This window comes from Alteribacillus sp. YIM 98480 (assembly GCF_009765375.1).
GTDB lineage: Bacteria > Bacillota > Bacilli > Bacillales > Marinococcaceae > Alteribacillus.
The window spans coordinates 1-23,884 of the sequence record NZ_VTOK01000013.1; the positions used below are offsets into that span (position 1 = coordinate 1).

Below are 23,884 nucleotides of genomic sequence, written 5' to 3' on the forward strand. Positions count from 1 at the left end.
GGCGTTGTCACAGGACGTGACGCTCGTAGCCGAACTTCCTTCTTTTAAGGCGCTTGCGCTTTTCTTAAAAGGTAAGAAAATGATAAATAGTTGGCGTTTTACATGTCTAGCGCAAGCGCCTACTCGCTCGAGATTCCTTCGGTCCGTCAATGGAAAGCAAAGGTCAGCTTTCCATATGCCGCCCCTCCAGGACTTGTCGCTCGTGAGCAAGGCGCTTGCGCTTTTCTTAGTGATAAGTTTTTCTATTTAGAGGATATGTTCTAGAGGGGTGATACATATATATGTAGTATTCAACTTTTGCGTAAAGGGGCCAGGAAGATGAGAATTTCAGAATTACAAGCAAAAGATATAGTGAATATGCATACAGGGAAAAGGCTCGGTCATGCAGGAGATGTCGATATAAATGTTGAAACTGGTCAAGTGGATGCGATCATTGTAGGTGGATCTGCGAAAATGATGACACTTTTTAACCGTGATAATGAATTTGTCGTTCCTTGGACGCAGATTGTCAAAATTGGTTCTGATGTTATTTTAGTAAATTTATATGAAGGAGAGGCAGAATAACACTACTGCCTCTAATACTTTGAACAAGGTCTTGCAGGAATTTTCTATGGGAACAGCACAAAATATGTTAAAATAAATAGACTGATTGTGACGATTTTGACGAAGGAAGAGGTATGATGGAAAAAGATCCTTTTTCTAAAAAAAGCGAAAGAATTTTTACCGTAAACAGTAAACCATTTAAAAGAGAGCTTTCTCTTGCTGCTGGAATGACGACAAGAAAAGGCGGCGAAGGGGTAAAGCCGTTTGATTCATTAAATACCGCTTTTCATGTTGGAGACGATCCGCAAACTGTTATAGCAAACAGAAAGAAGATTGGAAAAGAATTAGGTTTTCCACTTTCAAGCTGGACAGCTTCAGAACAAGTGCATGGCAGTGAGATAATAAAGATCAGGGCTGAGGATAAAGGAAAAGGGGCGTTATCCCGGCATTCTGCAGCTGGTGAGGCAGATGGGATGTATACAAACGAAAAAGAATTACTGCTTGTAAGTTTTTATGCTGATTGTGTCCCTTTAATCTTTTATGCACCAGCTGCCGAATATGTAGGACTTGCGCATGCTGGATGGAAAGGAACCGCACTTAATATTGGCGGAAAGTTTGTAAACACATGGGTGGAAATCGAAAAAATAAATATAGAAGACATCTATGCTGTTATCGGTCCGTCTATTTCTCAAGAAGCGTATGAAGTAGATGATAAAGTCATTTCTCAAATGGAAAAACTTATTCCATCTTATCCTGTCCCTTGGTATTCTACACGAAAAGGAAAGTTTCAGCTGGATATGAAAGAAATGAATAAAGTATTATTAGAAGCTGCCGGACTTCCTTCAGAAAACATTTTTGTAAGCAGCCATTGTACATACAACGAAAATGAATTATTTTTCTCTCATCGGAGAAATGGCGGAGGAACCGGCCGGATGATGTCTTTCATTGGATTAAAAGAAAATAAGTAGAAAGGAGAAAAAGAAATAGTGACGGTAACAAACAACTTAGTTCAGATTCAGCAGACAATAAAAGAAGCATGCAGCCGATCAGACCGGCACACCGATAAAGTAACGATTATTGCAGTTACTAAATATGTCACACTTGATAAAACAAAAGAAGCTATAGAAGCAGGCATTCATCATATTGGGGAAAACAGGCTTGAAGGGGCACTAGAGAAGTGGGAAGCATTTCATGGACAAGCCGAGTTTCATTTTATTGGTTCCCTTCAATCAAAGAAAGCGAAACACCTTGTCGATAAGTATGATTATATCCATTCTTTGGACAGGCTGTCTTTGGCAAAAGAATTACAAAAGCGTTGTCCAGATGATAAAAAACTTCAGTGTTTTGTCCAGGTTAATACTTCTGGAGAAACGTCAAAATCCGGTCTTGCGCCTGAAGAGACGCTTGATTTTATTAAGAAACTTGAAGATTATCCTTCTCTTAAAGTGATTGGATTGATGACTATGGCTCCTTATGAGGAAGATCCGGAACATACCCGCCCCGTTTTTCGCAGGTTAAGAGAATTACGTGATGAAATTCATGAACTCCATTTAGAACACGCTCCTTGTGAAGAATTATCGATGGGAATGTCAAATGATTTTCATATCGCCATTGAAGAGGGCGCGACATTTATTCGTCTTGGCTCCACGTTAGTAGGTCATGAATAAGCAGTGGTTAGAGGCGAAAAGGAGGGAATAGAATGAGCTTCAAATCTAAATTTAAGCGCTTTTTCGAACTCGAAGACGAGGTGGTTGAAGAAGAGGCAGATATGACAGAAGGAATGCAAGCGTATGAAGAAAGGAAAGAAGGAAAAGGAAAAAATGTGGTCAGCCTGCAAAGTGTACAGCAGTCAGCTAAAGTAATGCTGATGGAACCCCGCCAATATGATGAAGCTCAGGATATTGCAGATCATTTAAAAAATAGAAAGTCTGTGATCATTAATGTGCAGCGCATTCAAAAAGAGCAGGCGCGCAGGATTGTTGATTTTTTGAGCGGCACTGTTTATGCTATCGGAGGAGACATCCAAAAAGTAGGTACGAATATTTTTCTATGTACACCGGATAACGTCGATGTCTCTGGTGCTATATCAGAAATTTTATACGATACACAGGATTGATTGTAGTAAAGGAGAATGCAGAAAATGAATACCATAGGATCGATACTGCTGACAGGTATGACGCTTTATTCTTATCTTATTATTATCTATATTTTAATGTCGTGGTTTCCAAATGCGCGTGAATCGTCGTTTGGGCAGCTGCTCGGGTCGCTAGTAGAACCGTATTTGGAACCGTTTAGAAAAATTATACCGCCGCTTGGAATGATTGATATTTCTCCTATCGTTGCTATTATTGCTCTTCATTTCGCACGTTACGGCGTACAAGCACTATTTTTCTAGGGAGTAAACGATGTCTGTTTTTGTACACTTTAGAAAAGAAGAACATGCTTTTGTAGAACAAGTTATGGAATGGAAAGAAGTAGTAGAAACAAAATATGAAAGAAAGCTGACAGATTTTTTAGATCCGCGTGAACAAGATATTCTCTCCTCCATTGTCGGAAAAGACGAAACGGTGCATCTCTCTTTTTGGGGAGGAGCAAACGGGTGTGAAAGAAAGCGGGCGCTGCTTTATCCTTTTTATGAAAAAGCAGAACCAGAGGATTTTGAACTCACTTTATTTGAGCTGAAGTATCCGTCTAAATTTGTGACTATCGGCCACCGAGATGTGCTTGGTTCCCTAACCGGACTGGGGCTAAAGCGAAGCAAATATGGTGATATTTTAGAAGGCAGCGGACGTTTTCAATTTATTGCTGCAAAAGACATAGCTATTTTTATAGAAATGAACCTTCAAAAAATAGGAAAGGCATCTATCTCGCTTGAAAACATTCCACTTCAGCAGATGCTGCCGATAGAAGACTACTGGGAAGAGGTACAGACAACGGTTTCATCTTTTCGTCTCGATGTTATGATCGCTGAAATGTATCGTCTATCCCGCAGCAAAGCGGCACCTTTTATAGAAAAGGGGCGCGTAAAAGTCAACTGGAAGTCAGTCGATCAAGTATCCTTTCCGTTACAGCCAGGTGACTATGTTTCCGTACGCGGTCTTGGAAGGAGAAAATTGCTTCATACAGAAGGAAAAACAAAAAAAGGCCGCTGGAAAATTAGTTATGGAAAAAAGCAAGATCCGTAAATGACAGGCAGGATTTTCACAACCGCTGTCGAAATATCATGTTACCTGAATAATAGTAGAATGGAGGTGGGCAAATTGCCTTTGACGCCATTAGATATTCATAATAAAGAATTTACCAGAGGCTTTCGGGGATATGACGAAGATGATGTCAATGAGTTTTTAGATCAGGTCATAAAAGATTATGAAAACGTGATTCGTGAAAAAAACGAATTGTTTTCAAAAGTAAATGAATTAGAAGAGCGGCTAGAACATTTTTCTAATATTGAAGAAACGCTGAACAAATCAATTCTTGTAGCTCAGGAATCCGCTGAAGAAGTGCGTCGCAATGCAAAAAAGGAATCACAATTGATTATTAAAGAAGCTGAGAAAAATGCAGATCGTATTATTAATGATGCCTTAAATAAGTCTCGTAAAATTGAACTTGAAATTGAAGAATTGAAAAAACAGGCTTCTGTTTATCGGATGCGTTTTAAAATGTTAATTGAAGCGCAGCTTGAAATGTTACATAATGATGATTGGGATACCGTAATAGATGCAGAAGAAAAACAAAGCGAAGAAGAAGTGGAAACAGATAGGCAAAGACAGCTTGACTAAGACAGGCTGTATGTTCTATAATTTTTTTAAATTTGAAAAACTCGGTGAGTTGCAGAATCCACATTTGCGGAATACCGTTGTTTAGCTTATACTATATTCGACTTATAATTTTTTCCAAAAGGTAAGAAATTATAAATAGTTGGCGTTTTACATGTCTAGCTCCAGCACCTATTCGCTCGAGATTCCTTCGGTTCGTCAATGGAAAGCAAAGATGAGCTTTCCATATGCCGACCCTCCAGGACTTGTCGCTCGTGGGCAAGGCGCTTGCGCTTTTCTTATAGCACAATTAAATATAAAAACAAAGAAAGGGACGCGCCTTTTTGATTTTTTCTATAGCGAGCCGTGGACGGTGAAAGCACGGTGAATGATCAAAACTGGACATCACCCTGGAGTTCCAAAGCCGAAGAGTGGCGGCACTTTCTAGGCTTTTGGCGGTACAAACCGTTAACATAAAAGAGTGGATGCTGTTTTTGTAACAGCATAACTAGGGTGGTACCGCGAGACCTTCTCGTCCCTTGATGGGGATGAGGAGGTCTTTTACTGTTTAAAAGCCTTAAATGAAAAAGGCAGTCGTTTTTTAAAGGTAAGAAATTATAAATCGTTGGCGTTTTACATGTCTAGCGTAAGCGCCTACTCGCTCGAGATTCCTTCGGTTCGTCAATGGAAAGCAAAGATGAGCTTTCCATATGCCGACCCTCCAGGACTTGTCGCTCGTGAGCAAGGCGCTTGCGCTTTTCTTAAATAAAGGAGGAAGTCAGTTAATGAGTTATAAAGAAACATTATTAATGCCGAAAACCGATTTTCCGATGAGAGGGAATCTTCCCAACCGGGAACCAGAAAAACAGAAAGAATGGGATGAACAAAATATATATGAAAAAGTACAAGAACGTACGAAAGACCGCCCTCTATTTGTTCTGCATGACGGTCCTCCATACGCGAATGGCGACATTCACATGGGGCACGCGTTAAATAAAATTTTAAAAGACTTCATCGTGAGATATAAATCGATGAATGGTTATCATGCACCTTACGTTCCTGGGTGGGACACACATGGTCTGCCTATTGAAACAGCCTTAACAAAAAAGAAAAAAGTAGACCGCAAAAAAATGACAATAGCTGAATTTAGAAAAGCGTGTGAAGATTATGCTTTAGAACAGCTTGACCGCCAGCGTGAGCAATTTAAGCGTCTAGGTGTGCGGGGGGATTGGGATAATCCGTATATCACGTTGACAAAAGAATATGAAGCGCAGCAAATTAAAGTATTTGGTGAAATGGCGAAGAAAGGCTATATTTATAAAGGGAAAAAGCCGGTATACTGGTCTCCGTCTTCTGAATCAGCTTTAGCGGAAGCAGAAATTGAATATCATGATAAACGGTCTCCATCGATTTATGTCAGTTTTGATGTAAAAGAAGGTAAAAATGTACTAGATGGAGACGAAAAATTTATTATCTGGACAACGACACCATGGACAATTCCAGCCAACCTTGCAATTACAGTTCATCCAGATCTCTCTTATGCTGTTGTGCAAGCAGGCGATGAAAAATATGTCGTTGCAGAAAAATTGATAGAACAGCTGCAAACAGAATTTGAATGGGAGAATTCAACGGTTCTGAAAACAGTACAAGGCAGAGAACTGGAACATATTATGACGTCTCATCCTATCTATGGGCGTGATTCTCTTGTTATTTTAGGCGATCACGTTACCCTTGATGCCGGAACTGGCTGTGTACACACAGCACCTGGACACGGGGAGGATGACTATGTTGTTGGACAGCAGTACGGGCTTGAAACGTTGTGCCCGGTAGATGACAAAGGTTATTTCACAAAAGAAGCACCTGGCTTTGAAGGACTGTTTTACGATGAAGCAAACAAACCAATCACACAAAAATTAGAAGAACTCGGAGCTTTATTAAAACTAACGTTTATAACACACTCGTATCCACATGACTGGCGTACGAAAAAGCCGGTGATTTTCAGGGCAACTGCTCAATGGTTTGCATCGATTGAAGATTTCCGTGACGATTTGCTAGAAGCAGTTAAAAACGTTAATTGGCTTCCAGAATGGGGGGAAACGCGTCTCTATAACATGGTGCGTGACCGCGGTGACTGGTGTATTTCTCGTCAACGGGCCTGGGGTGTGCCGATCCCGATTTTTTACGGAGAAGATGGAGAAGAAATTGTAACTGATGAAACGATTAATCATGTTTCTGAGCTTTTTCGCCAACACGGCTCTAATATTTGGTTTGAATGGGAGACAAAAGATCTGCTGCCAGAAGGGTATACATCTGAACATAGCCCGAATGGCGAATTTACAAGAGAAATGGACATTATGGACGTATGGTTTGACAGCGGTTCTTCCCACCAAGCCGTACTTGAGGAAAAAGAGCAGCTGCAGCGCCCGGCTGATGTGTATCTTGAAGGTTCGGACCAATACAGAGGCTGGTTTAACTCTTCCTTGTCGACGAGTGTAGCAACAACTGGCCAGGCCCCATATAAGGCTATTATTAGTCATGGTTTTGCCCTTGATGGAGAAGGCCGTAAAATGAGTAAATCTGTCGGAAATGTCGTCATTCCTAATAAAGTAATGAAACAGCTCGGGGCAGATATTTTGCGTTTATGGGTTGCTTCTGTAGATTACCAGGCTGATGTTCGCATTTCAGATAAAATATTAAAACAAGTAGCAGAAGCTTATCGTAAACTAAGAAATACCTTCCGTTTTTTACTTGGAAACCTGCATGACTTTGATCCGGTAAAAGACCGTATCGAAGAAAGGGATTTGCCTGAGCTTGACCGCTATATGCTAGTGAAGCTTCAAGATGTGATCAATAAATCGAAAAAGGGCTACGATGAATATCAGTTTGCCACTGTTTTTCACACGATTCATAATTTCTGTACGATCGAATTAAGTTCGTTTTATATGGATATTGCTAAAGATACGTTATATATTGATGCCCCAAATAGCAAAAAACGTCGTGCGATCCAAACAGTAATGTACGATACGCTTGTAGCACTCGTTCGCTTAGCTGCTCCGATCATTCCGCACACAGCTGATGAAGTATGGGCCTTTATTCCAGGGGTAGAAGCCGAAAGCGCACAGCTGACAGATATGCCGGAAGAAAAAGATGTCAGCCAAGCGAGTGAACTAAAAGAAAAATGGGACTTTGTCATGACTGCACGTGATGACATATTAAAAGCATTAGAAAATGCGCGAAATGAAAAAGTGATTGGAAAATCTCTCACTGCATCCATTACCCTTTATCCAGAGCAGGAGCTTAAAAAAGTATTAGAAGAAGCCGGCGATTTAACGAAATTGTTTATTGTATCCAATGCGTCCATTGCTGGAACAAAAGCTGATGCGCCGTCTTCTGCTGAAAGCCTGGAACATGTTGCTGTAGAAGTGAAACCTGCTGAAGGAGAAACATGTGAACGCTGCTGGACCGTAACAGAAACGGTTGGAAAGGATGCTGAACATCCTGGTTTGTGTGATAAATGCACAGATATCGTAAAAGAGCATTACAGTCACGTCTAATGAATAAACTGTCCGGGTGCCGCACAATGACATGGTTTCCGGACAGCTTTTACATCCATCTGTATAACAAGCAGGTGTATGAAATTTATTTTTGCAGGCAAGCAGAAAAGCAGGGTGGATGGTATCATGCTAATCGTTTATTATTTATTGACTGTTTTTATTATTGGTTTGGATCAAATGACAAAGTTTTTAGTCGTCGAAAATATGGATATCGGTGAAAATATAGAAGTAATTCCGGGCTTTTTTTATTTTACGTCCCATCGTAATGCCGGAGCAGCTTTTGGCATTCTCCAGGGGCAGATGTGGCTTTTTTACATTGTTACGGTTATCGTTATTATTGCTGTTGTTTATCATCTGCAAAAATACGGAAACGACAGTAAGCTTTTTGGTATTCCCCTCGCCCTTATTTTAGGTGGTGCAGTTGGTAATTTTATTGACCGCCTTCTTTTTGGGGAAGTTGTTGATTTCTTTAACGTTTATATTTTTACGTATAACTATCCGATTTTTAATATTGCCGATTCTGCGTTGGTGGTTGGAGTTCTTTTACTAGTTATTAAAATTACAGCAGATGAGTGGAAAGAAAAGAGGAAAAAAGCATGAAAGAATTAGAATGGTTTATCGAGACAACAGAAGCAGGAGAACGGATAGATAAATATCTTTCTGGAAAACAAGATGACTGGTCACGAACAACCATTCAAGCATGGATAAAAGAAGGCTATGTACAGGTGAATGAAAAAAAAATAAAACGTAACTACGTCCTGCAGGCAGGGGACACGATTGCAGTGTATCCAAAAGAGCTTGAAGAACCCGAAATAACCGCAGAAGATATTCCTCTTGACATTCGTTATGAAGACAGCGATATTGTGGTCGTAAACAAGCCAAGAGGAATGGTTGTTCATCCTGCACCCGGTCATTATTCTGGTACGCTTGTAAATGCATTGATGTACCATTGTGATGATTTGTCTGGTATCAATGGAGAATTGCGGCCTGGAATTGTACACCGAATTGACAAGGACACCACAGGACTGTTAGTGGCGGCAAAGCATGATAAAGCGCATGAGAACTTAAGTGTTCAGTTACAGGATAAAAAAGTGGAACGTCTATATAGGGCAATTGTTCATGGGACTATCCCGCATGAACGCGGCACGATAGAAGCACCAATTGGAAGAGATCCAAAAGACCGCCAAAAAATGGCTGTTACCGAAAAGAATGCAAAAGATGCTGTCACGCATTTTACTGTATTAGAACAGTGGAAAGATTATACGTTTGTGGAATGCCGACTTGAAACGGGCCGTACCCATCAAATTCGTGTACATATGGCTTACATTGGCCATCCAGTTGCCGGTGATCCAAAGTATGGAAGAACTAAAACGCTGCCGATTGAAGGCCAGGCTCTTCATGCAGCAAAACTGGGTTTTGTACACCCTGTAAAGGACAAATATATGGAATTTGAAACTTCTTTGCCAGAAGACATGTCAAAAATTATAGAAGATCTTCGAAAAAGGTCTTGACCTTTGTTTCTAGATTTGCCATAATCAATATCAAGATAACAGCACAACAGCAACTGAAAGCACCCTTTAAAGACAGTCCCGTGAGGCTGAGAAGGAGCTTGTGTACAGACCGCATAATAACGAAGCGGTATCCGTATGTCTGTATATAGGTAACCCATCCTCTCACCCAGCCGGGCGGGAGGATTTTTTATTGTTTAGGAAAGTGCAACTTTGCTAAAGGATAAAGTATAAGAATCTAACGAACGACGCTCTTTTCCTGCAATGCTGCTTGCAAGACCAAGAATCTTTTCCTGAAATCTTTCAAGCGGCAGTGAACAGAAGGGAAACATGAAATAAGCTTACAATATGAATGATAGGGCGGTAGGTTACGATGGAAACAGAAGAAAGAGTATTACTCGATGACCAGGCAATACGAAGAGCGTTAACCCGCGTTTCTCATGAAATTATAGAAAAAAACAAAGGCATAGAAGACTGCATTCTTGTTGGAATTAAAACGAGAGGGATTCACGTAGCCGAGCGGCTGGCAGCAAATATAGCACGGATTGAAGGAAAAGATATTCCGGTAGGTGTAGCAGATATCACTCTGTACCGGGACGATTTGAGCCATCAAACAGACAGTGCTGATCCAGAATTAAAAGGTACCGACATCCCCATTACTGTTCATGATAAAAAAATCATTTTAGTAGATGATGTACTTTACACCGGAAGAACGGTAAGGGCAGCAATGGATGCGGTGATGGATCTAGGCAGACCTTCTCAAATCCAGCTCGCTGTCTTAATTGATAGAGGGCACCGTGAACTTCCAATTAGACCTGATTATGTTGGGAAAAATATACCAACCTCAAAAGAAGAAGTCATTGCCGTTAAATTGACGGAAGCAGATCAAACAGACGAAGTGACGATTCGGCAAAAAAAATAAGTGTAAAATAGAGCACCTCTTTAAATCAGTCCGGTGAGGCTGAAAAGAGGTATAAATCAAGCGGCAGATTTTTGTCGTCCCCGCTTTCGATTTGTACCTCTTTGTCCTCTCGGGCAAGGAGTTTTTTTATACCTTAGCCGAGATGAGACAACAAAGTGCGATCACAAATCGGGAGGGAAATGAAATGGAAAACAACGTAAAATTACGTGTAGATGAAGTACCGAAGTGGAATCAATGGTTAATATTAAGCTTGCAGCATTTATTTGCAATGTTTGGAGCTACGATTCTTGTACCAGTATTAACTGGTTTGAGTCCAGCGATCGCTCTTATTTCAAGCGGTCTTGGAACACTGGCGTATTTGATTATAACTAAAGGACAGATTCCTGCTTATCTCGGCTCTTCATTTGCCTTCATTATGCCAGTTATCGCAGCCATGTCTATAGGCGGGCCTGAAGGTGTAATGATCGGTTCGTTTACAGCAGGGGTTATTTACGGTATCACTGCACTTCTTATTAAATGGACAGGTGTACAATGGCTGATGAACTTGCTGCCGCCGATTGTAGTAGGACCAGTCATTATGGTAATCGGTTTAGGGCTTGCAAGCACGGCCATCGAAATGGCAATGAACTTTGATGAGGAAAGCGGAACGTATGTCCAGCCTATGCTTCATTTTAGTGTTGCGCTTGTGACACTTGCGATAACGATTGTCGCTTCTATCTTTTTCAAAGGATTTTTTAACCTCATTCCTATATTGTTCGGCATAACAGGCGGTTATACGATGGCAGCGTTTATGGGACTTGTCGATTTTACAGAAATTGCAGCAGCACCCTGGCTGCGTGTCCCAGACTTCGTCACACCTTTTGCCACCTTTACACCGCAGTGGTCTTGGAGCATTGTAGCCATTATGGCGCCTATTGCGCTTGTGACATTAGCAGAACACATCGGAGATCAGATGGTATTAAGTAAAGTTGCAGGAAAGAACTTTGTTAAAAAACCCGGTCTGCATCGTTCGATCCTTGGAGATGGCGTAGCTACTATTATCGCTTCCTTTGTCGGAGGGCCGCCGAATACAACGTACGGTGAAAACATTGGTGTTTTAGCCATTACAAGAGTGTTCAGCGTATTTGTGATCGGCGGAGCGGCTGTACTAGCCATACTCTTTGGATTCGTAGGGAAAGTAGAAGCTTTAATTGCAAGTATTCCAGGAGCAGTTATGGGCGGCATTTCCATCCTGCTTTTCGGGATTATCGCTTCTTCAGGCATGAGAATGTTAATTGATAACCAAATTGATTTTGGAATAAAACGTAACCTTATCATTGCGTCTGTCATCTTAGTAACAGGGATTGGCGGGGCCTTTATCCAAATCAGTGACAATTTAGAAATTGCAGGTATGGCATTAGCAACCATCATCGGTATATTGTTGAATGCCATCCTTCCAGGGAAAAAATACGGCCAAGGAAACGGTGCTATGTTTGCTTCCCTGGAAGACCAACTAAAAGAAGAAAAGAATAACAACGCAGCCTGATCCATCCTTTAAAAGAGTACAGAGAGACTCTCAAGGGTGAATATACAGTGTGAGAAAGTATACGCTGACGAAAAGCAGATGCTTTCTAAGATCCTTTTGCAACAAAATGGATCCCTGTATCTTTAACCCCTGAAGAGAGCCTTCAGGGGTTAAATTTTTGGCTTTTTATTTTAGTGCCTAGCGGTTTTACCGATAAACGATTTCTTTTGAGGAGGATGATGATGTAATGATGATGCAAACCGAGCTTGAAAGAAAAAGAAAACAACTGCAGCCGACACACGTGTTAACGATGGAGGACTGGGGAGTAACCGAGATTCATAATCTGCTGGATCGAGCGGAAAAATTATCACGGAGCTCCAAAACTTTTCCTGCTCAGCGTCTTTTTGCAGTAAATCTTTTTTTCGAACCAAGCACCCGCACAAAAATAAGTTTTGAAGCAGCCGAGAGAAATCTAGGTCTGGACGTTCTTCCTTTTGAAGCTGATACGTCGAGTGTTAAAAAAGGAGAGACTCTTTATGATACGGTGAAGACACTTGAAAGCATAGGAGCTAATGTAGTAGTCATTCGCCACAGTAAAGAGCGTTATTTCGATGAACTAAGAGATAAAATAAATATCCCTATCATTAACGGAGGGGACGGCTGCGGTCATCATCCTACTCAATCATTTTTAGATCTACTTACGATAAAACAAGAATTTGGGACTTTTCAAGGCTTAAAAATCGTCATTGCAGGTGATATTTTTCATAGCCGGGTAGCAAGGTCCAACCTTGAAGTGCTTGAGCGGCTCGGGGCTCATGTATTAGTAAGCGGCCCAAAAGAATGGATGTCAAAAGAGCTGATGCATCGATATGTGTCAATGGATGAAGCTGTTGAAAAAGCAGACGTGATGATGATGCTTCGTATACAGCATGAACGTCACGCGGTGAAAATGGTAGCCGGCCCAGCCGATTATCATGAACTTTACGGTCTAACCGAAAAGCGTGAGAAAAAGATGAAACAAAATAGTATCATCATGCATCCAGCCCCAATTAATCGAGGTGTAGAAATAGCAGACGAACTCGTGGAGTGTGAACGTTCGAGAATTTTTAAACAGATGAAAAACGGTGTTTTCGTACGAATGGCCTTGTTAAGCCATGTGCTTGATCAACACAGAGGAGGAATTTTATAATGAACGGTTGGATTAAAGGCGCAGAATTGTTTACAGAAGAAGGAAAACTAGAACATAACGATGTGGAAATAAAAGATGGAAAAATAGCTTCTATAGGACGTGCTCCTGAAAATGCAAATGTGCTTTTACATGCAGAAGGAAAGCTATTATCCCCAGGATTCGTTGACGTTCACGTTCATTTGCGAGAGCCAGGCGGTGAGCATAAAGAAACGATTGAAACAGGTACAGCGGCTGCTGCTAAAGGAGGATTTACGACAATTTGTCCGATGCCAAATACGCGTCCTGTACCGGATACACCAAAAGAATTGGAAAGGCTGTGGGATCGTATTCATGACAAGGCTCAGGTTAATGTCTTACCATACGCCTCTATTACAACGAGACAGCTTGGCAGGGAACGAACAGATTTTCAAGGATTAAAAGAGGCAGGGGCGTTTGCGTTTACTGATGATGGTGTAGGCATTCAAGACGCTTCGATGATGCTTTCTGCTATGAAAGAAGCAGCCCGTGTTGGCAAAGCTATCGTTGCTCACTGTGAAGAAAACACTTTAATCAATAAAGGAAGCGTGCACGAAGGCAGCTTCTCAGAGAAACATCAACTAAATGGGATTCCTTCTGTTTGTGAATCAGTGCATATTGCAAGAGATGTACTGCTAGCTGAAGCAGCAGGTGCTCATTATCACGTCTGCCATGTCAGCACGAAAGAATCAGTCCGGGTCATACGTGATGCCAAAAAAGCAGGTATTCATGTAACAGCAGAGGTTACACCGCATCACCTGCTCTTATCAGAAGACGATATCCCGGATCTAGATCCTAATTTTAAAATGAATCCGCCGCTTCGCGCAAAACAAGATCAAGAAGCATTAATCGAAGGCTGGCTCGATGGGACGATCGATTTTATTGCAACGGATCATGCTCCTCATGCAGAAGAAGAGAAAGCACAAGGCATGGAAAAATCGCCTTTTGGAATTACCGGATCAGAAACGGCGTTTCCGCTTTTATATAAACATCTTGTTGAAAAAGAAGTCTGCACTCTTGAACAATTACTTGACAGCTTAACTCGAAAACCAGCTCAAGTGTTCAGCCTTCATGCCGGTGCGTTGACCGTTGGAGCTCAAGCTGATATAACGCTGATAGATTTAGAGAAAGAAGAAGTGATTGACCCAAATACGTTTGTATCAAAGGGGAAGAACACTCCATTTACAGGATGGACAACGAAAGGAGCTCCGATTATCACGATGGTCGGCGGCGAGATAGTATTTGAAAAGGAAGGAGCACGTCAATCATGAAACGAAAATTAATACTAGAAAACGGTACCGTATTTACAGGAGAAGCACTAGGCAGTTCACGAGATACTTCAGGAGAAGTGGTTTTTAACACTAGTATGACAGGCTATCAAGAAATATTGTCTGATCCTTCTTATTGCGATCAAATTATAACGCTGACTTATCCGCTTATCGGAAATTATGGGATTAATCGTGACGATTTTGAAACACTTAACCCTTCAGCTGGAGGACTAATTGTAAGAGAATCCGCAACACATCCAAGTAATTTCCGGAGTGCAGCAAGTCTTGATGCATGGCTGAAGGAAAAAGATATACCTGCAATAGCAGGAATTGATACGAGAATGCTTACCCGTTTAATCCGCAACCACGGGACGCTCTATGGACGCATTTGTAATGAAAAAGCCGATGAAGCAGATATCATCGAAGAGCTGCAAGCATTTCAGCCGTCAAAAGATAAAGTGAAAAAAGTATCTACGAAAAACGCTTATCATGCACCAGGTTCTGGCCGAAGAGTAGTATTAATGGATTATGGAGCCAAACATGGTATTGCCAGGAATCTTATTGAACGCGGATGTGATGTGTTTGTGCTTCCTTATAATGCTACAGCAGAGGAAGTAATGAAGCTTAATCCAGATGGAATTATGCTGAGTAACGGCCCAGGAGATCCGACCGATGTGCCAGATGCTGCTAAAACGTTAAAAGCATTGCTTGGTCAGGTGCCGATTTTTGGAATATGTCTTGGTCATCAGCTTCTGTGTCTCGCTTGCGGTGCCAGCTCATCAAAGCTGAAATTCGGACACCGCGGTGGAAACCATCCAGTAAAAGATGTCAGAAACGGCCGTGTGGATATTACGTCGCAAAACCATGGCTACACGATAGACAGAGATTCGTTAATGGGAACAGATCTTCAGCTTACCCATGTTAATGTAAATGATGGGACGGTAGAAGGTGTCACTCATCACCATTATCCGGCATTCAGTGTGCAGTATCACCCGGAAGCATGCCCAGGACCAGCAGATTCCAATGATTTATTTGACGATTTTATTGAGATGATCGATAAGCATCAAGCGGTATCCATCTAAGTAATAAAGGAGAGAGAAATATGCCAAAACGAACAGATATTAAAAAAATTCTCGTTATCGGTTCCGGTCCGATTGTCATCGGGCAGGCAGCAGAATTTGACTATGCAGGCACTCAGGCTTGTCAGGCGTTAAAAGAAGAAGGGTATGAAGTTATTCTCGTAAATTCAAATCCTGCAACGATTATGACGGACACGAACATGGCAGATAAAGTATATATCGAACCAATCACACTTGAATTTGTCAGCAGGGTCATTAGAAAAGAAAAACCGGATGCTTTGCTTCCAACTCTAGGCGGACAAACAGGTTTGAATATGGCGATGGAGCTTTATAACGAAGGAGTTTTAGAACGATATAATATTTCTCTTTTAGGTACAGAGCTTGAAGCTATTCAAAAAGCAGAAGATAGAGAAGTGTTCCGCTCCTTGATGAAAGAATTAAATGAACCAGTTCCTGAAAGCGAAATTATTCACAACATGGAAGAAGCAGAAAAATTTGTAGAAGAAATCGGTTATCCTGTCATTGTACGACCAGCTTACACGCTAGGCGGAACAGGCGGGGGTCTGGTTCATAATGAAGATGAATTACATGAAATCGTAAGTTCAGGTTTAAAATACAGCCCTGTACACCAATGTTTACTTGAAAAAAGCATTGCCGGATTTAAGGAAGTTGAATATGAAGTAATGAGAGATGGTTCCGGGCAGAGCATTGTCGTGTGTAACATGGAAAACATTGATCCGGTCGGTATTCATACCGGTGACTCCGTTGTTGCTGCTCCAAGCCAAACATTATCAGACCGCGAATATCAAATGCTACGGGATTCATCTTTAAAAATTATTCGGGCGCTCGAAATTGAAGGCGGCTGTAATGTACAGTGTGCGCTTTCCCCGCACAGTTTCGAGTATTATATTATCGAAGTTAATCCGCGCGTCAGCCGTTCGTCGGCTCTTGCTTCTAAAGCAACCGGTTATCCAATTGCAAAACTGGCTGCTAAAATAGCAGCAGGTTACCGGCTCGATGAATTGAAAAATCCTATTACAGGCACGACATACGCCAGCTTCGAACCAGCATTGGACTATGTCGTTACGAAAATACCGCGCTGGCCGTTTGATAAGTTTGAAGCCGCCAATCGAAAACTAGGCACGCAAATGAAGGCTACTGGTGAAGTAATGGCAATTGGCAGAACGTTTGAAGAATCGATCATGAAAGGGATTCGTTCATTGGAAATGAACAAACTCCATTTGAGCGACCCGGCATATATGGAATACTCTAATGAATTACTGGAAGAAAAACTCGTGAAAGCGGAAGATGAAAGACTGTTTGTAATTGGAGAAGCTTTTCGGAGAGGATGGTCGATTGAAAAGCTTCATGGTCTTACCAAGATAGATCGTTTCTTTCTTGAGAAATTTGCGGGAATCATTACTACTGGAGAAGAACTGTCCTATCATCCAGGTAATCCAGACATGCTAAAGCTTGCAAAGGAAATGGGGATTTCTGACGAATTTATCGCAGCGAAGTGGGAATGGACAGAAACAGAGGTATATGAAGCAAGGAAACGTAACCAAATTATGCCGGTTTATAAAATGGTGGACACGTGTGCTGCAGAATTTGAATCAGAAACCCCGTACTATTACTCAACTTATGAACAGGAAAATGAAAGCGGGCGAACGAATAAGCCTTCTGTGTTAGTGCTGGGCTCTGGTCCTATCCGCATCGGACAGGGAATAGAGTTTGATTACGCTACAGTTCATACGGTTTGGGCGCTGCAAGAAGAAGGATATGAAGCGATAATCATTAACAACAACCCAGAGACCGTATCCACTGATTTCAGTGTGTCTGACAAACTATATTTTGAACCGCTCACGCTTGAAGATGTTATGCACGTAGTCGATCAAGAAAAACCTGAAGGAGTTATCGTTCAGTTTGGCGGTCAAACTGCTATTAATCTAGCAGACGGCCTTCATGAAAGAGGAGTAAAAATTCTCGGCACGGCCCTTGAAGATATGGATAGAGCAGAAGACCGTGATAAATTTGAATACTCTTTACAGCAATTGGGAATCCCACAGCCTCTAGGACGAACAGCAACCTCTTCTGAAGAAGCGGTAGGGATTGCTGCTGATATCGGCTATCCAGTACTAGTGCGGCCTTCCTACGTATTAGGTGGTAGAGCAATGGAAATTGTTGATAACGAAAATGAACTGTTGTCCTACATGGACCGTGCCGTTAAGGTAAATGAAAAGCATCCCGTCCTGATTGACCGTTATATGATCGGTAAAGAAATAGAAGTCGATGCCATAGCAGATGGAGAAAACGTATTCGTTCCAGGAATCATGGAACATATTGAACGTGCCGGCGTGCACTCCGGGGACTCTATTGCCGTGTATCCTCCACAAACACTCTCTGAAGAGATGAAACAAAAATTGGTGGAACGTACGGTAGCGATAGGTAAAGGGCTTAATATTAAAGGACTGCTCAATATTCAATTTGTTATCCATGAAAACGAAGTATATGTTCTGGAAGTAAACCCAAGAGCAAGCCGGACCGTGCCATTTTTAAGTAAAATTACGGGAGTGCCGATTGCTTCAATCGCAACGAGAGTCATGACTGGAAAAAGCCTGTGGACGCAAGGATACAGTGACGGCCTGCTGCCAGAGAAAAAAGAAGTATCTGTAAAAGTACCGGTATTTTCTTTCGCGAAACTGCGCAGAGTAGATATTACGCTCGGACCGGAAATGAAATCAACAGGTGAAGTAATGGGACGAGATGTATCACTTGAAAAAGCATTATACAAAGGACTAATCGCTTCTGGGATGAATATACCAGAACATGGATCTGTCTTGTTTACCATTGCAGATAAAAACAAAGAAGAAGCATTGTCGCTTGCCCGCCGTTTTCACCAAATCGGCTACAATCTGCTCGCAACCAAAGGAACAGCAGACTATTTAAGAAAAGAAAACATTCCTGTAACAGTCGTAAATAAAGTAGAAGAATCTTCTCCGAATTTGTTAGATATTATCCGGGAAGGAAAAGCGCAATTTGTTATTAATACACTCACAAAAGGAAAACAGCCCGCACGAGATGGCTTTAGAATAAGACGGGAAGCTGTAGAAAACGAAGTCGTTTGCATGACCTCTATTGATACTGCAGATGCTCTCTTGAAAGTGCTCGAAATGATCACATTTTCTGCTGAGGCAATGCCGGCAATGGAAAAAAGAGAAGCCGTTCCTCAAAACGGGGTGACAGTGTGAGAAAAGAAGACATGATCGTGCGCTCCAATAGAGAAATTGCCGAAAATATATTTGAAATGACACTGCAGGGAGAAATAGTGCAGGAGATCACAGCACCAGGTCAGTTTTTGCATATTAAACCTTCAGCACAGCCTGTGCCTTTACTTCGTCGTCCGATCAGCATCTGTAATAACAATAAACAAAATAATGAACTGACGATTATTTACCGGACAGAAGGAGAAGGTACGACGCTTTTATCAGAGCGTAAAGAAAATGATTCCGTGGATGTTCTTGGCCCGCTTGGAAACGGTTTTTCAATAGACGAAACGAAACAAGAAGAAACGGCATTAATTGTCGGCGGAGGCGTTGGTGTTCCTCCGCTTTACTCCCTTGCTCTGGCGCTTTTTGAAAGGGGCGTAAAGGTCACTACGGTTCTAGGATTTGCTGACGCGGCATCCGTTTTTTATGAAAATAGGTTTAAAGAAGCCGGAGAGGTGTATGTGAGCACCATCGATGGCAGTGCCGGCAGTAAAGGGTTAGTCACTGATGTGATTGATAACGAATCATTACAGTTTGACCGGTTATATGCCTGCGGACCAACACCTATGTTAAAAGCACTAGAAGAAAACTACCCAAATGCACAAGGCAGCCTTTCACTCGAGGAGAGAATGGGCTGCGGGATCGGTGCTTGCTTTGCCTGTGTTTGTCACACGCAAAATGACCCAGGGGGAAGCGAATACCGGAAAGTCTGCAGTGATGGCCCTGTATTTCCGTGGAGAGAGGTGGTACTATGACCCGTCTTCAAACAAATCTGCCCGGTTTAACCATGAAAAACCCTATAATGCCTGCTTCTGGCTGTTTTGGATTTGGAGAAGAATTTGCTAATTTGTATGATTTAAACCAACTGGGAGCAATTGCTTTAAAAGCAACGACGAATCATCCCAGATTTGGAAACGAAACGCCAAGGGTAGCAGAGACACCAGCAGGCATGCTTAATGCGATTGGCTTGCAAAACCCAGGCCTTGATAAAGTTATTTCAGAAAAGTTAAGCTGGCTTGAAACGTACGACACGCCATTGCTTGCAAACATTGCTGGTACGACGATGGAAGATTATGAGGAAGTAGCAGCTGACCTTTCTGAGACAAACCAAGTAGGGGCATTAGAACTGAATATTTCTTGTCCGAACGTAAAAGAAGGCGGGATTGCATTTGGCACGGATCCAGATCTTGCCGCTGAACTAACAAGACGTGTCAAAGCGGTGTCCACCTGCCCGGTTTATGTTAAACTTTCTCCCAACGTTACCGATATCACTGTGTTAGCTCAAGCAGTTGAACGAGCTGGAGCGGATGGTTTATCCATGATCAACACGTTGTCAGGGATGAAAATAGATATTCACTCAGGTAAACCGCTGCTTGCAAATGAATCCGGCGGCCTGTCAGGACCGGCAATTAAGCCGATTGCGATTCGAATGATTCATGAAGTTCGAAAGCAAACAGAACTTCCAATTATCGGGATGGGCGGCATTTCAACACTTAATGATATTATTGAATTTATAATTGCAGGTGCAGATGCTGTAGCAGTGGGAACAGCCAATTTCACCAACCCATTTATTTGCCCCGAGTTAATTGATGAGCTAGAAGATTACGCTAAAGCTAAAGGATTGGAAAATATTCAGGAGCTCCGGCAAAAAGGAGTGAATTCTTTTTGAATAAGCCGTTAATTATAGCAATGGATTTCAAGGACAAGCAATCAGCAAATGCATTTCTCACTTCTTTTGGGAACGAAAAATTATTTCTTAAAGTAGGAATGGAATTATTTTACCGAGAAGGTCCAGCATTAGTTGAAGAGTGGAAAGAGGTAGGTCATCAGCTGTTTTTAGACCTAAAGCTTCACGATATACCGAACACAGTAAAAGCAGCAGCGAAGCAGCTCGCCTCCTTACAGGTAGATTTAATGACCGTACATGCGTCCGGCGGCATAAAAATGATGGAAGCAGCTAGAGAGGGATTAGTTTCTGGAGCGAATAACAAAACTCCTGACTGTATTGCTGTGACCCAGCTGACAAGTACGTCTGAGAAAATGATGAAAAACGAACTTGCTATTGAAAAATCACTGCAGGACACCGTCATTCATTATGCGGCTAATGCAAAGCAAGCCGGACTTCAAGGCGTTGTTTGTTCTGCACATGAAGCGCCGTTTATTAAACAACATGTCAGCTCCGATTTTGCTTGTGTCACCCCTGGTATTAGACTTTCAAACAATAGTGCAGATGATCAAAAACGGGTAGTAACCCCGGGTGAAGCAAGCGAGCTCGGAAGTGACGCCATCGTTGTAGGAAGAAGCATAACGCGTGCCGACAGCCCGTATCAGCAATACAACGAAATGAAAAAGCAGTGGAGGAATGAAACATGAAACAATGGTTAGCACAAGAATTATTAAAAATAGAAGCAGTCAGCTTAAAACCAGATGAACCTTTCACCTGGTCATCAGGAATAAAGTCACCGATATATTGTGATAACAGATTAACCCTTTCCTACCCTCCCCTTCGTCAAAGGATTGCAGAAGGGTTAAAAGCTTTAATTGAAAAAGAATACCCACAAGCAGATGTTATTGCCGGCACAGCGACTGCCGGAATTCCTCATGCTGCTTTGGTTGCTGATAAAATGGGACTTCCGATGATTTATGTGCGCAGTTCTTCGAAATCGCACGGAAAAGGAAACCAAATCGAAGGTGTTCTTCAAGAAGGTGCCAAAGCAGTCATTGTAGAGGATCTTATCTCCACAGGGGGAAGTGTCATTAAAGTACAAGAAGCTTTGCAGGCAGAAAAAGCAGAAGTGTTAGGAACTGCTGCTATTTTCACTTATGGCTTAGAAAAAGGGAAAAGTATGCTAAGCGATGCTAACTTGAAAACTCATACACTGACAGATTACGAAACATTGCTTGAGGCAGCTCTGGAGGACCAATATATAACGGAACAGCAATATACAAGACTGGAAATGTGGCGGAAAAATCCTGAAAGTGAAAATTGGTTGAAAGCGAGCGTTTCGTCCAGTAAATAGATTATATACATGAGGGTGTGAAATTTATTTCACACTCTTTTTGAAAGGTAAGAAATTATAAATAGTTGGCGTTTTACATGTCTAGCGCAAGCGCCTACTCGCTCGAGATTCCTTCGGTTCGTCAATGGAAAATACCCATCAACGCATAGGACGTGCTAATGTCGTCAATGCCCATAAGACGCGGGGGTATTGACGACGGATCTAAGGAACTTCTACAAGTTCGCAAACGTCCTGTTCTGTGCGCGGAATTGGAAGCCTTAGTTTTTTCGTGAGCAAGAAGCGTTGATTAATCACATTCTTCACGAAACGAAATGCTTCCACAATAAGTCAATGGATTAATTTTTTTGATACGCTAATATCCCACCATTTGTAGCTGACTTTTATTTAAACGAGTTTAGCTGCTAGCGTCCCGCAGTTTTAATATCAAATCCTCATCTGGTGTCACAAAGACAGTAGACTGTTGTTCATAGGTGACAAATCCGGGTTTTGCGCCGTTAGGTTTCCTCACGTGCTTAATTTTTGTATAGTCAACCGGAACAGAAGCTGAATCTTTCGCTTTGGAATAATACGCGGCGATATTCGCTGCTTCTAAGAGCGTTTGTTCACTGAATGAATCACTGCGGATGACAACATGCGAGCCGGGGATTTCTTTTGTATGCAGCCATGTATCTTCTTTATGAGCGACTCGGCTCGTAAGATATTCATTTTGTTTGTTATTTTTTCCTACCAATATTTCGGTGCCGTCATTAGACACATATTTTTCAAGAACCGGTTTTGCTGGTTTATTTTTTTTCTTGGCTTTTTTTGTCCGTTTTTTCACATAACCTTGTTCAGAAAGTTCTTCTCTAATTTCATCAATATCAGAAGGAGCAGCAGACTCTAATTGCTGAATTAATTGTTCAAGATAAACCATTTCCTCTTTTGTCTGCTTGATTTGTTCTTTTCCCATTTCAAGAGAAGTTTTCGCTTTATTGTATTTACGGAAAAAAGATTGTGCGTTTTCTGAAGGAGTTTTCTCCGGATCAAGAGGTATAATAAGAGTTCCGCCGTTTTCATCGTAATAATCTATGACCTCTATTTCTTTTTCTCCTCCTTTGATTAAATGCAGGTTCGCAGTGAGCAATTCTCCGTACTTTTGGGCATCATGGGCTTTTTCGGCTTGCTGCACCGTTTTTTCAAGCTTTTTAATCTTTTTCTTATTTTTTTGCCATTCATTTCGTAAAAGTCGTTCTAAGTCATGAGCCTGCTGTTTTACACGATCTCTTTCTGCTTTTCCAGAATGAAAACGGTCGAGCAGTTCACTGACAGAATCGAATAATTTTGTGCTGCCTTTTAGGTATGTTAACTCTATAACAGAATAGTATTCTTTTCCGTCTGAGCTTATTATTTGAGGAAAGTAGTGATGCTCTTTAACGTTTTTCATTATATCCGTAAACGAAGCAGCGATTTTTTCCGTACTGCCAAGTCCGGCGCGGTGAACAATTTCTTTAGCCGTTTGCGGGGAAAGTCCAGTGAAAGCTTGGACAAGCTGACGGTCGATTTTTCCTTGGTTGCTGTCGAGTTTTCGAAGGACCTCATTTTCATCTGCTGCTAATGGATCTGCTTTATACTGTTTTGGCGGTTCAATGTATTCTCTGCCAGGTAATATCGTCCGGTGTCTGTTTACAGAAGGAGGCAGATGTTTCATGCTGTCCAAAATTTGATTGGAGTCTTGCTCTACAAGCATAATGTTGCTATGTTTGCCCATAATTTCAATAATTAAATGCTTGATCGACACATCTCCGATTTCATTTTTTCCTTCTATCACAAAAGTGACGATTCTCTCCATTTCATTTTGTTTGATTTCCCTGATAAACCCGCCCTCAATATGTTTGCGAAGCAGCATGCAAAACATGGGCGGCTCGGCAGGGTTGTCAAAGGAAGCATTGGTCAAATGCATTCTTGAAAAGCTGGGATTTGCCGATATTAACAGCTGTTGATTTTTTCGATTTGCCCGAATAGTTAAAAGCAGGTCTGTTTTATATGGTTGTTTGATTTTTGTTATTCTGCCGTTTAATAAATACTGTTCGCATTCATGAATAACCGCTCTTGTCATGACTCCATCAAAAGACATATGTATAGTACATCCTCTCTCTAATACTAAGAAAGCATCTCGGAACGCCCTGTGCAGAATATGTGAAGCTGATTTAACCGTTTAAACCAACGAAAGCGCTTCTTTTTTACTTTAGGAACTTTGTTAAAGAATCAAAGTATAAGCAATA

The 23,884-nt window shown here is 41.6% G+C and carries 23 protein-coding genes and 1 other annotated feature; of the genes, 22 read left to right on the forward strand and 1 reads right to left on the reverse strand.

The features are described 5' to 3' along the window. The first annotated feature begins 102 nt into the window (after positions 1–102). The 22 genes from FZF09_RS16080 to pyrE all read left to right on the forward strand — a co-directional run bounded on the left by FZF09_RS16080 (position 103) and on the right by pyrE (position 21,623). Positions 103–264: a hypothetical protein gene (locus FZF09_RS16080; RefSeq protein WP_158737630.1), complete on the forward strand. Its 162-nt coding sequence runs from the start codon at positions 103–105 to the stop codon at positions 262–264. Positions 265–318: 54 nt separating this feature from the next. Then, on the forward strand, positions 319–564 hold the full coding sequence (locus FZF09_RS16085) for a YlmC/YmxH family sporulation protein (protein ID WP_091582872.1): 246 nt from the start codon (positions 319–321) through the stop codon (positions 562–564). A 113-nt stretch (positions 565–677) separates the two neighbouring features. Further along, the gene (gene pgeF / locus FZF09_RS16090; protein ID WP_158737631.1) at positions 678–1,511 is read left to right on the forward strand and encodes a peptidoglycan editing factor PgeF; all 834 of its coding nucleotides are present in this window, start codon (positions 678–680) and stop codon (positions 1,509–1,511) included. Positions 1,512–1,529: 18 nt separating this feature from the next. Next, positions 1,530–2,210, forward strand: coding sequence for a YggS family pyridoxal phosphate-dependent enzyme (locus tag FZF09_RS16095; RefSeq protein ID WP_199256811.1), 681 nt, complete (start codon positions 1,530–1,532; stop codon positions 2,208–2,210). A 32-nt stretch (positions 2,211–2,242) separates the two neighbouring features. Continuing rightward, entirely contained in the window at positions 2,243–2,659 is a 417-nt protein-coding gene (locus FZF09_RS16100) for a cell division protein SepF (RefSeq protein WP_158737632.1), read from the forward strand. A 24-nt stretch (positions 2,660–2,683) separates the two neighbouring features. After that, the gene (locus tag FZF09_RS16105; protein ID WP_158737633.1) at positions 2,684–2,938 is read left to right on the forward strand and encodes a YggT family protein; all 255 of its coding nucleotides are present in this window, start codon (positions 2,684–2,686) and stop codon (positions 2,936–2,938) included. A 10-nt stretch (positions 2,939–2,948) separates the two neighbouring features. Further along, the gene (locus FZF09_RS16110; RefSeq protein ID WP_158737634.1) at positions 2,949–3,728 is read left to right on the forward strand and encodes a YlmH family RNA-binding protein; all 780 of its coding nucleotides are present in this window, start codon (positions 2,949–2,951) and stop codon (positions 3,726–3,728) included. Positions 3,729–3,803: 75 nt separating this feature from the next. Further along, positions 3,804–4,322, forward strand: coding sequence for a DivIVA domain-containing protein (locus tag FZF09_RS16115; RefSeq protein ID WP_158737635.1), 519 nt, complete (start codon positions 3,804–3,806; stop codon positions 4,320–4,322). Positions 4,323–4,614: 292 nt separating this feature from the next. Then, positions 4,615–4,841, forward strand: a binding site (T-box leader). 94 nt (positions 4,842–4,935) lie between these two features. Beyond that, on the forward strand, positions 4,936–5,067 hold the full coding sequence (locus tag FZF09_RS23130; protein WP_255450602.1) for a hypothetical protein: 132 nt from the start codon (positions 4,936–4,938) through the stop codon (positions 5,065–5,067). A 16-nt stretch (positions 5,068–5,083) separates the two neighbouring features. Further along, positions 5,084–7,852, forward strand: a complete 2,769-nt coding sequence (ileS, locus tag FZF09_RS16120) for an isoleucine--tRNA ligase (RefSeq protein WP_158737636.1) — start codon at positions 5,084–5,086, stop codon at positions 7,850–7,852. A gap of 78 nt (positions 7,853–7,930) precedes the next feature. Next, the gene (gene lspA / locus FZF09_RS16125) at positions 7,931–8,452 is read left to right on the forward strand and encodes a signal peptidase II (RefSeq protein WP_304503071.1); all 522 of its coding nucleotides are present in this window, start codon (positions 7,931–7,933) and stop codon (positions 8,450–8,452) included. After that, positions 8,449–9,363, forward strand: coding sequence for an RluA family pseudouridine synthase (locus FZF09_RS16130; protein WP_158737637.1), 915 nt, complete (start codon positions 8,449–8,451; stop codon positions 9,361–9,363). The genes lspA and FZF09_RS16130 overlap by 4 nt, the downstream gene beginning before the upstream one ends. A gap of 370 nt (positions 9,364–9,733) precedes the next feature. Next, positions 9,734–10,282, forward strand: a complete 549-nt coding sequence (pyrR, locus tag FZF09_RS16135; protein WP_158737638.1) for a bifunctional pyr operon transcriptional regulator/uracil phosphoribosyltransferase PyrR — start codon at positions 9,734–9,736, stop codon at positions 10,280–10,282. A 184-nt stretch (positions 10,283–10,466) separates the two neighbouring features. After that, complete coding sequence (locus FZF09_RS16140; protein WP_158737639.1) at positions 10,467–11,807, forward strand: solute carrier family 23 protein; 1,341 nt, start codon at positions 10,467–10,469, stop codon at positions 11,805–11,807. Between the two features lie 226 nt (positions 11,808–12,033). After that, on the forward strand, positions 12,034–12,975 hold the full coding sequence (locus FZF09_RS16145) for an aspartate carbamoyltransferase catalytic subunit (RefSeq protein WP_233269527.1): 942 nt from the start codon (positions 12,034–12,036) through the stop codon (positions 12,973–12,975). Then, entirely contained in the window at positions 12,975–14,261 is a 1,287-nt protein-coding gene (locus FZF09_RS16150; protein WP_158737640.1) for a dihydroorotase, read from the forward strand. The genes FZF09_RS16145 and FZF09_RS16150 overlap by 1 nt, the downstream gene beginning before the upstream one ends. After that, positions 14,258–15,340, forward strand: a complete 1,083-nt coding sequence (locus tag FZF09_RS16155) for a carbamoyl phosphate synthase small subunit (protein WP_158737641.1) — start codon at positions 14,258–14,260, stop codon at positions 15,338–15,340. The genes FZF09_RS16150 and FZF09_RS16155 overlap by 4 nt, the downstream gene beginning before the upstream one ends. A 20-nt stretch (positions 15,341–15,360) precedes the next feature. Further along, positions 15,361–18,585 (forward strand): carbamoyl-phosphate synthase large subunit, encoded by a 3,225-nt coding sequence (gene carB, locus FZF09_RS16160; RefSeq protein WP_158737642.1) that lies wholly within the window; start codon positions 15,361–15,363, stop codon positions 18,583–18,585. A gap of 11 nt (positions 18,586–18,596) precedes the next feature. After that, entirely contained in the window at positions 18,597–19,358 is a 762-nt protein-coding gene (locus tag FZF09_RS16165) for a dihydroorotate dehydrogenase electron transfer subunit (protein WP_233269530.1), read from the forward strand. Beyond that, complete coding sequence (locus FZF09_RS16170; RefSeq protein ID WP_158737644.1) at positions 19,355–20,272, forward strand: dihydroorotate dehydrogenase; 918 nt, start codon at positions 19,355–19,357, stop codon at positions 20,270–20,272. The genes FZF09_RS16165 and FZF09_RS16170 overlap by 4 nt, the downstream gene beginning before the upstream one ends. After that, positions 20,269–20,976 (forward strand): orotidine-5'-phosphate decarboxylase, encoded by a 708-nt coding sequence (gene pyrF / locus FZF09_RS16175; protein WP_158737645.1) that lies wholly within the window; start codon positions 20,269–20,271, stop codon positions 20,974–20,976. The genes FZF09_RS16170 and pyrF overlap by 4 nt, the downstream gene beginning before the upstream one ends. Next, complete coding sequence (gene pyrE / locus FZF09_RS16180; RefSeq protein ID WP_158737646.1) at positions 20,973–21,623, forward strand: orotate phosphoribosyltransferase; 651 nt, start codon at positions 20,973–20,975, stop codon at positions 21,621–21,623. Before pyrF ends, pyrE begins: the two co-directional genes overlap by 4 nt. A 394-nt stretch (positions 21,624–22,017) precedes the next feature. Here the strand turns inward: pyrE and FZF09_RS16185 are convergent, their stop codons facing one another. After that, a complete protein-coding gene (locus FZF09_RS16185) occupies positions 22,018–23,736 on the reverse strand; it encodes an Rqc2 family fibronectin-binding protein (RefSeq protein ID WP_158737647.1) in 1,719 nt (572 codons plus the stop codon). Between the last annotated feature and the right edge of the window lie 148 nt (positions 23,737–23,884).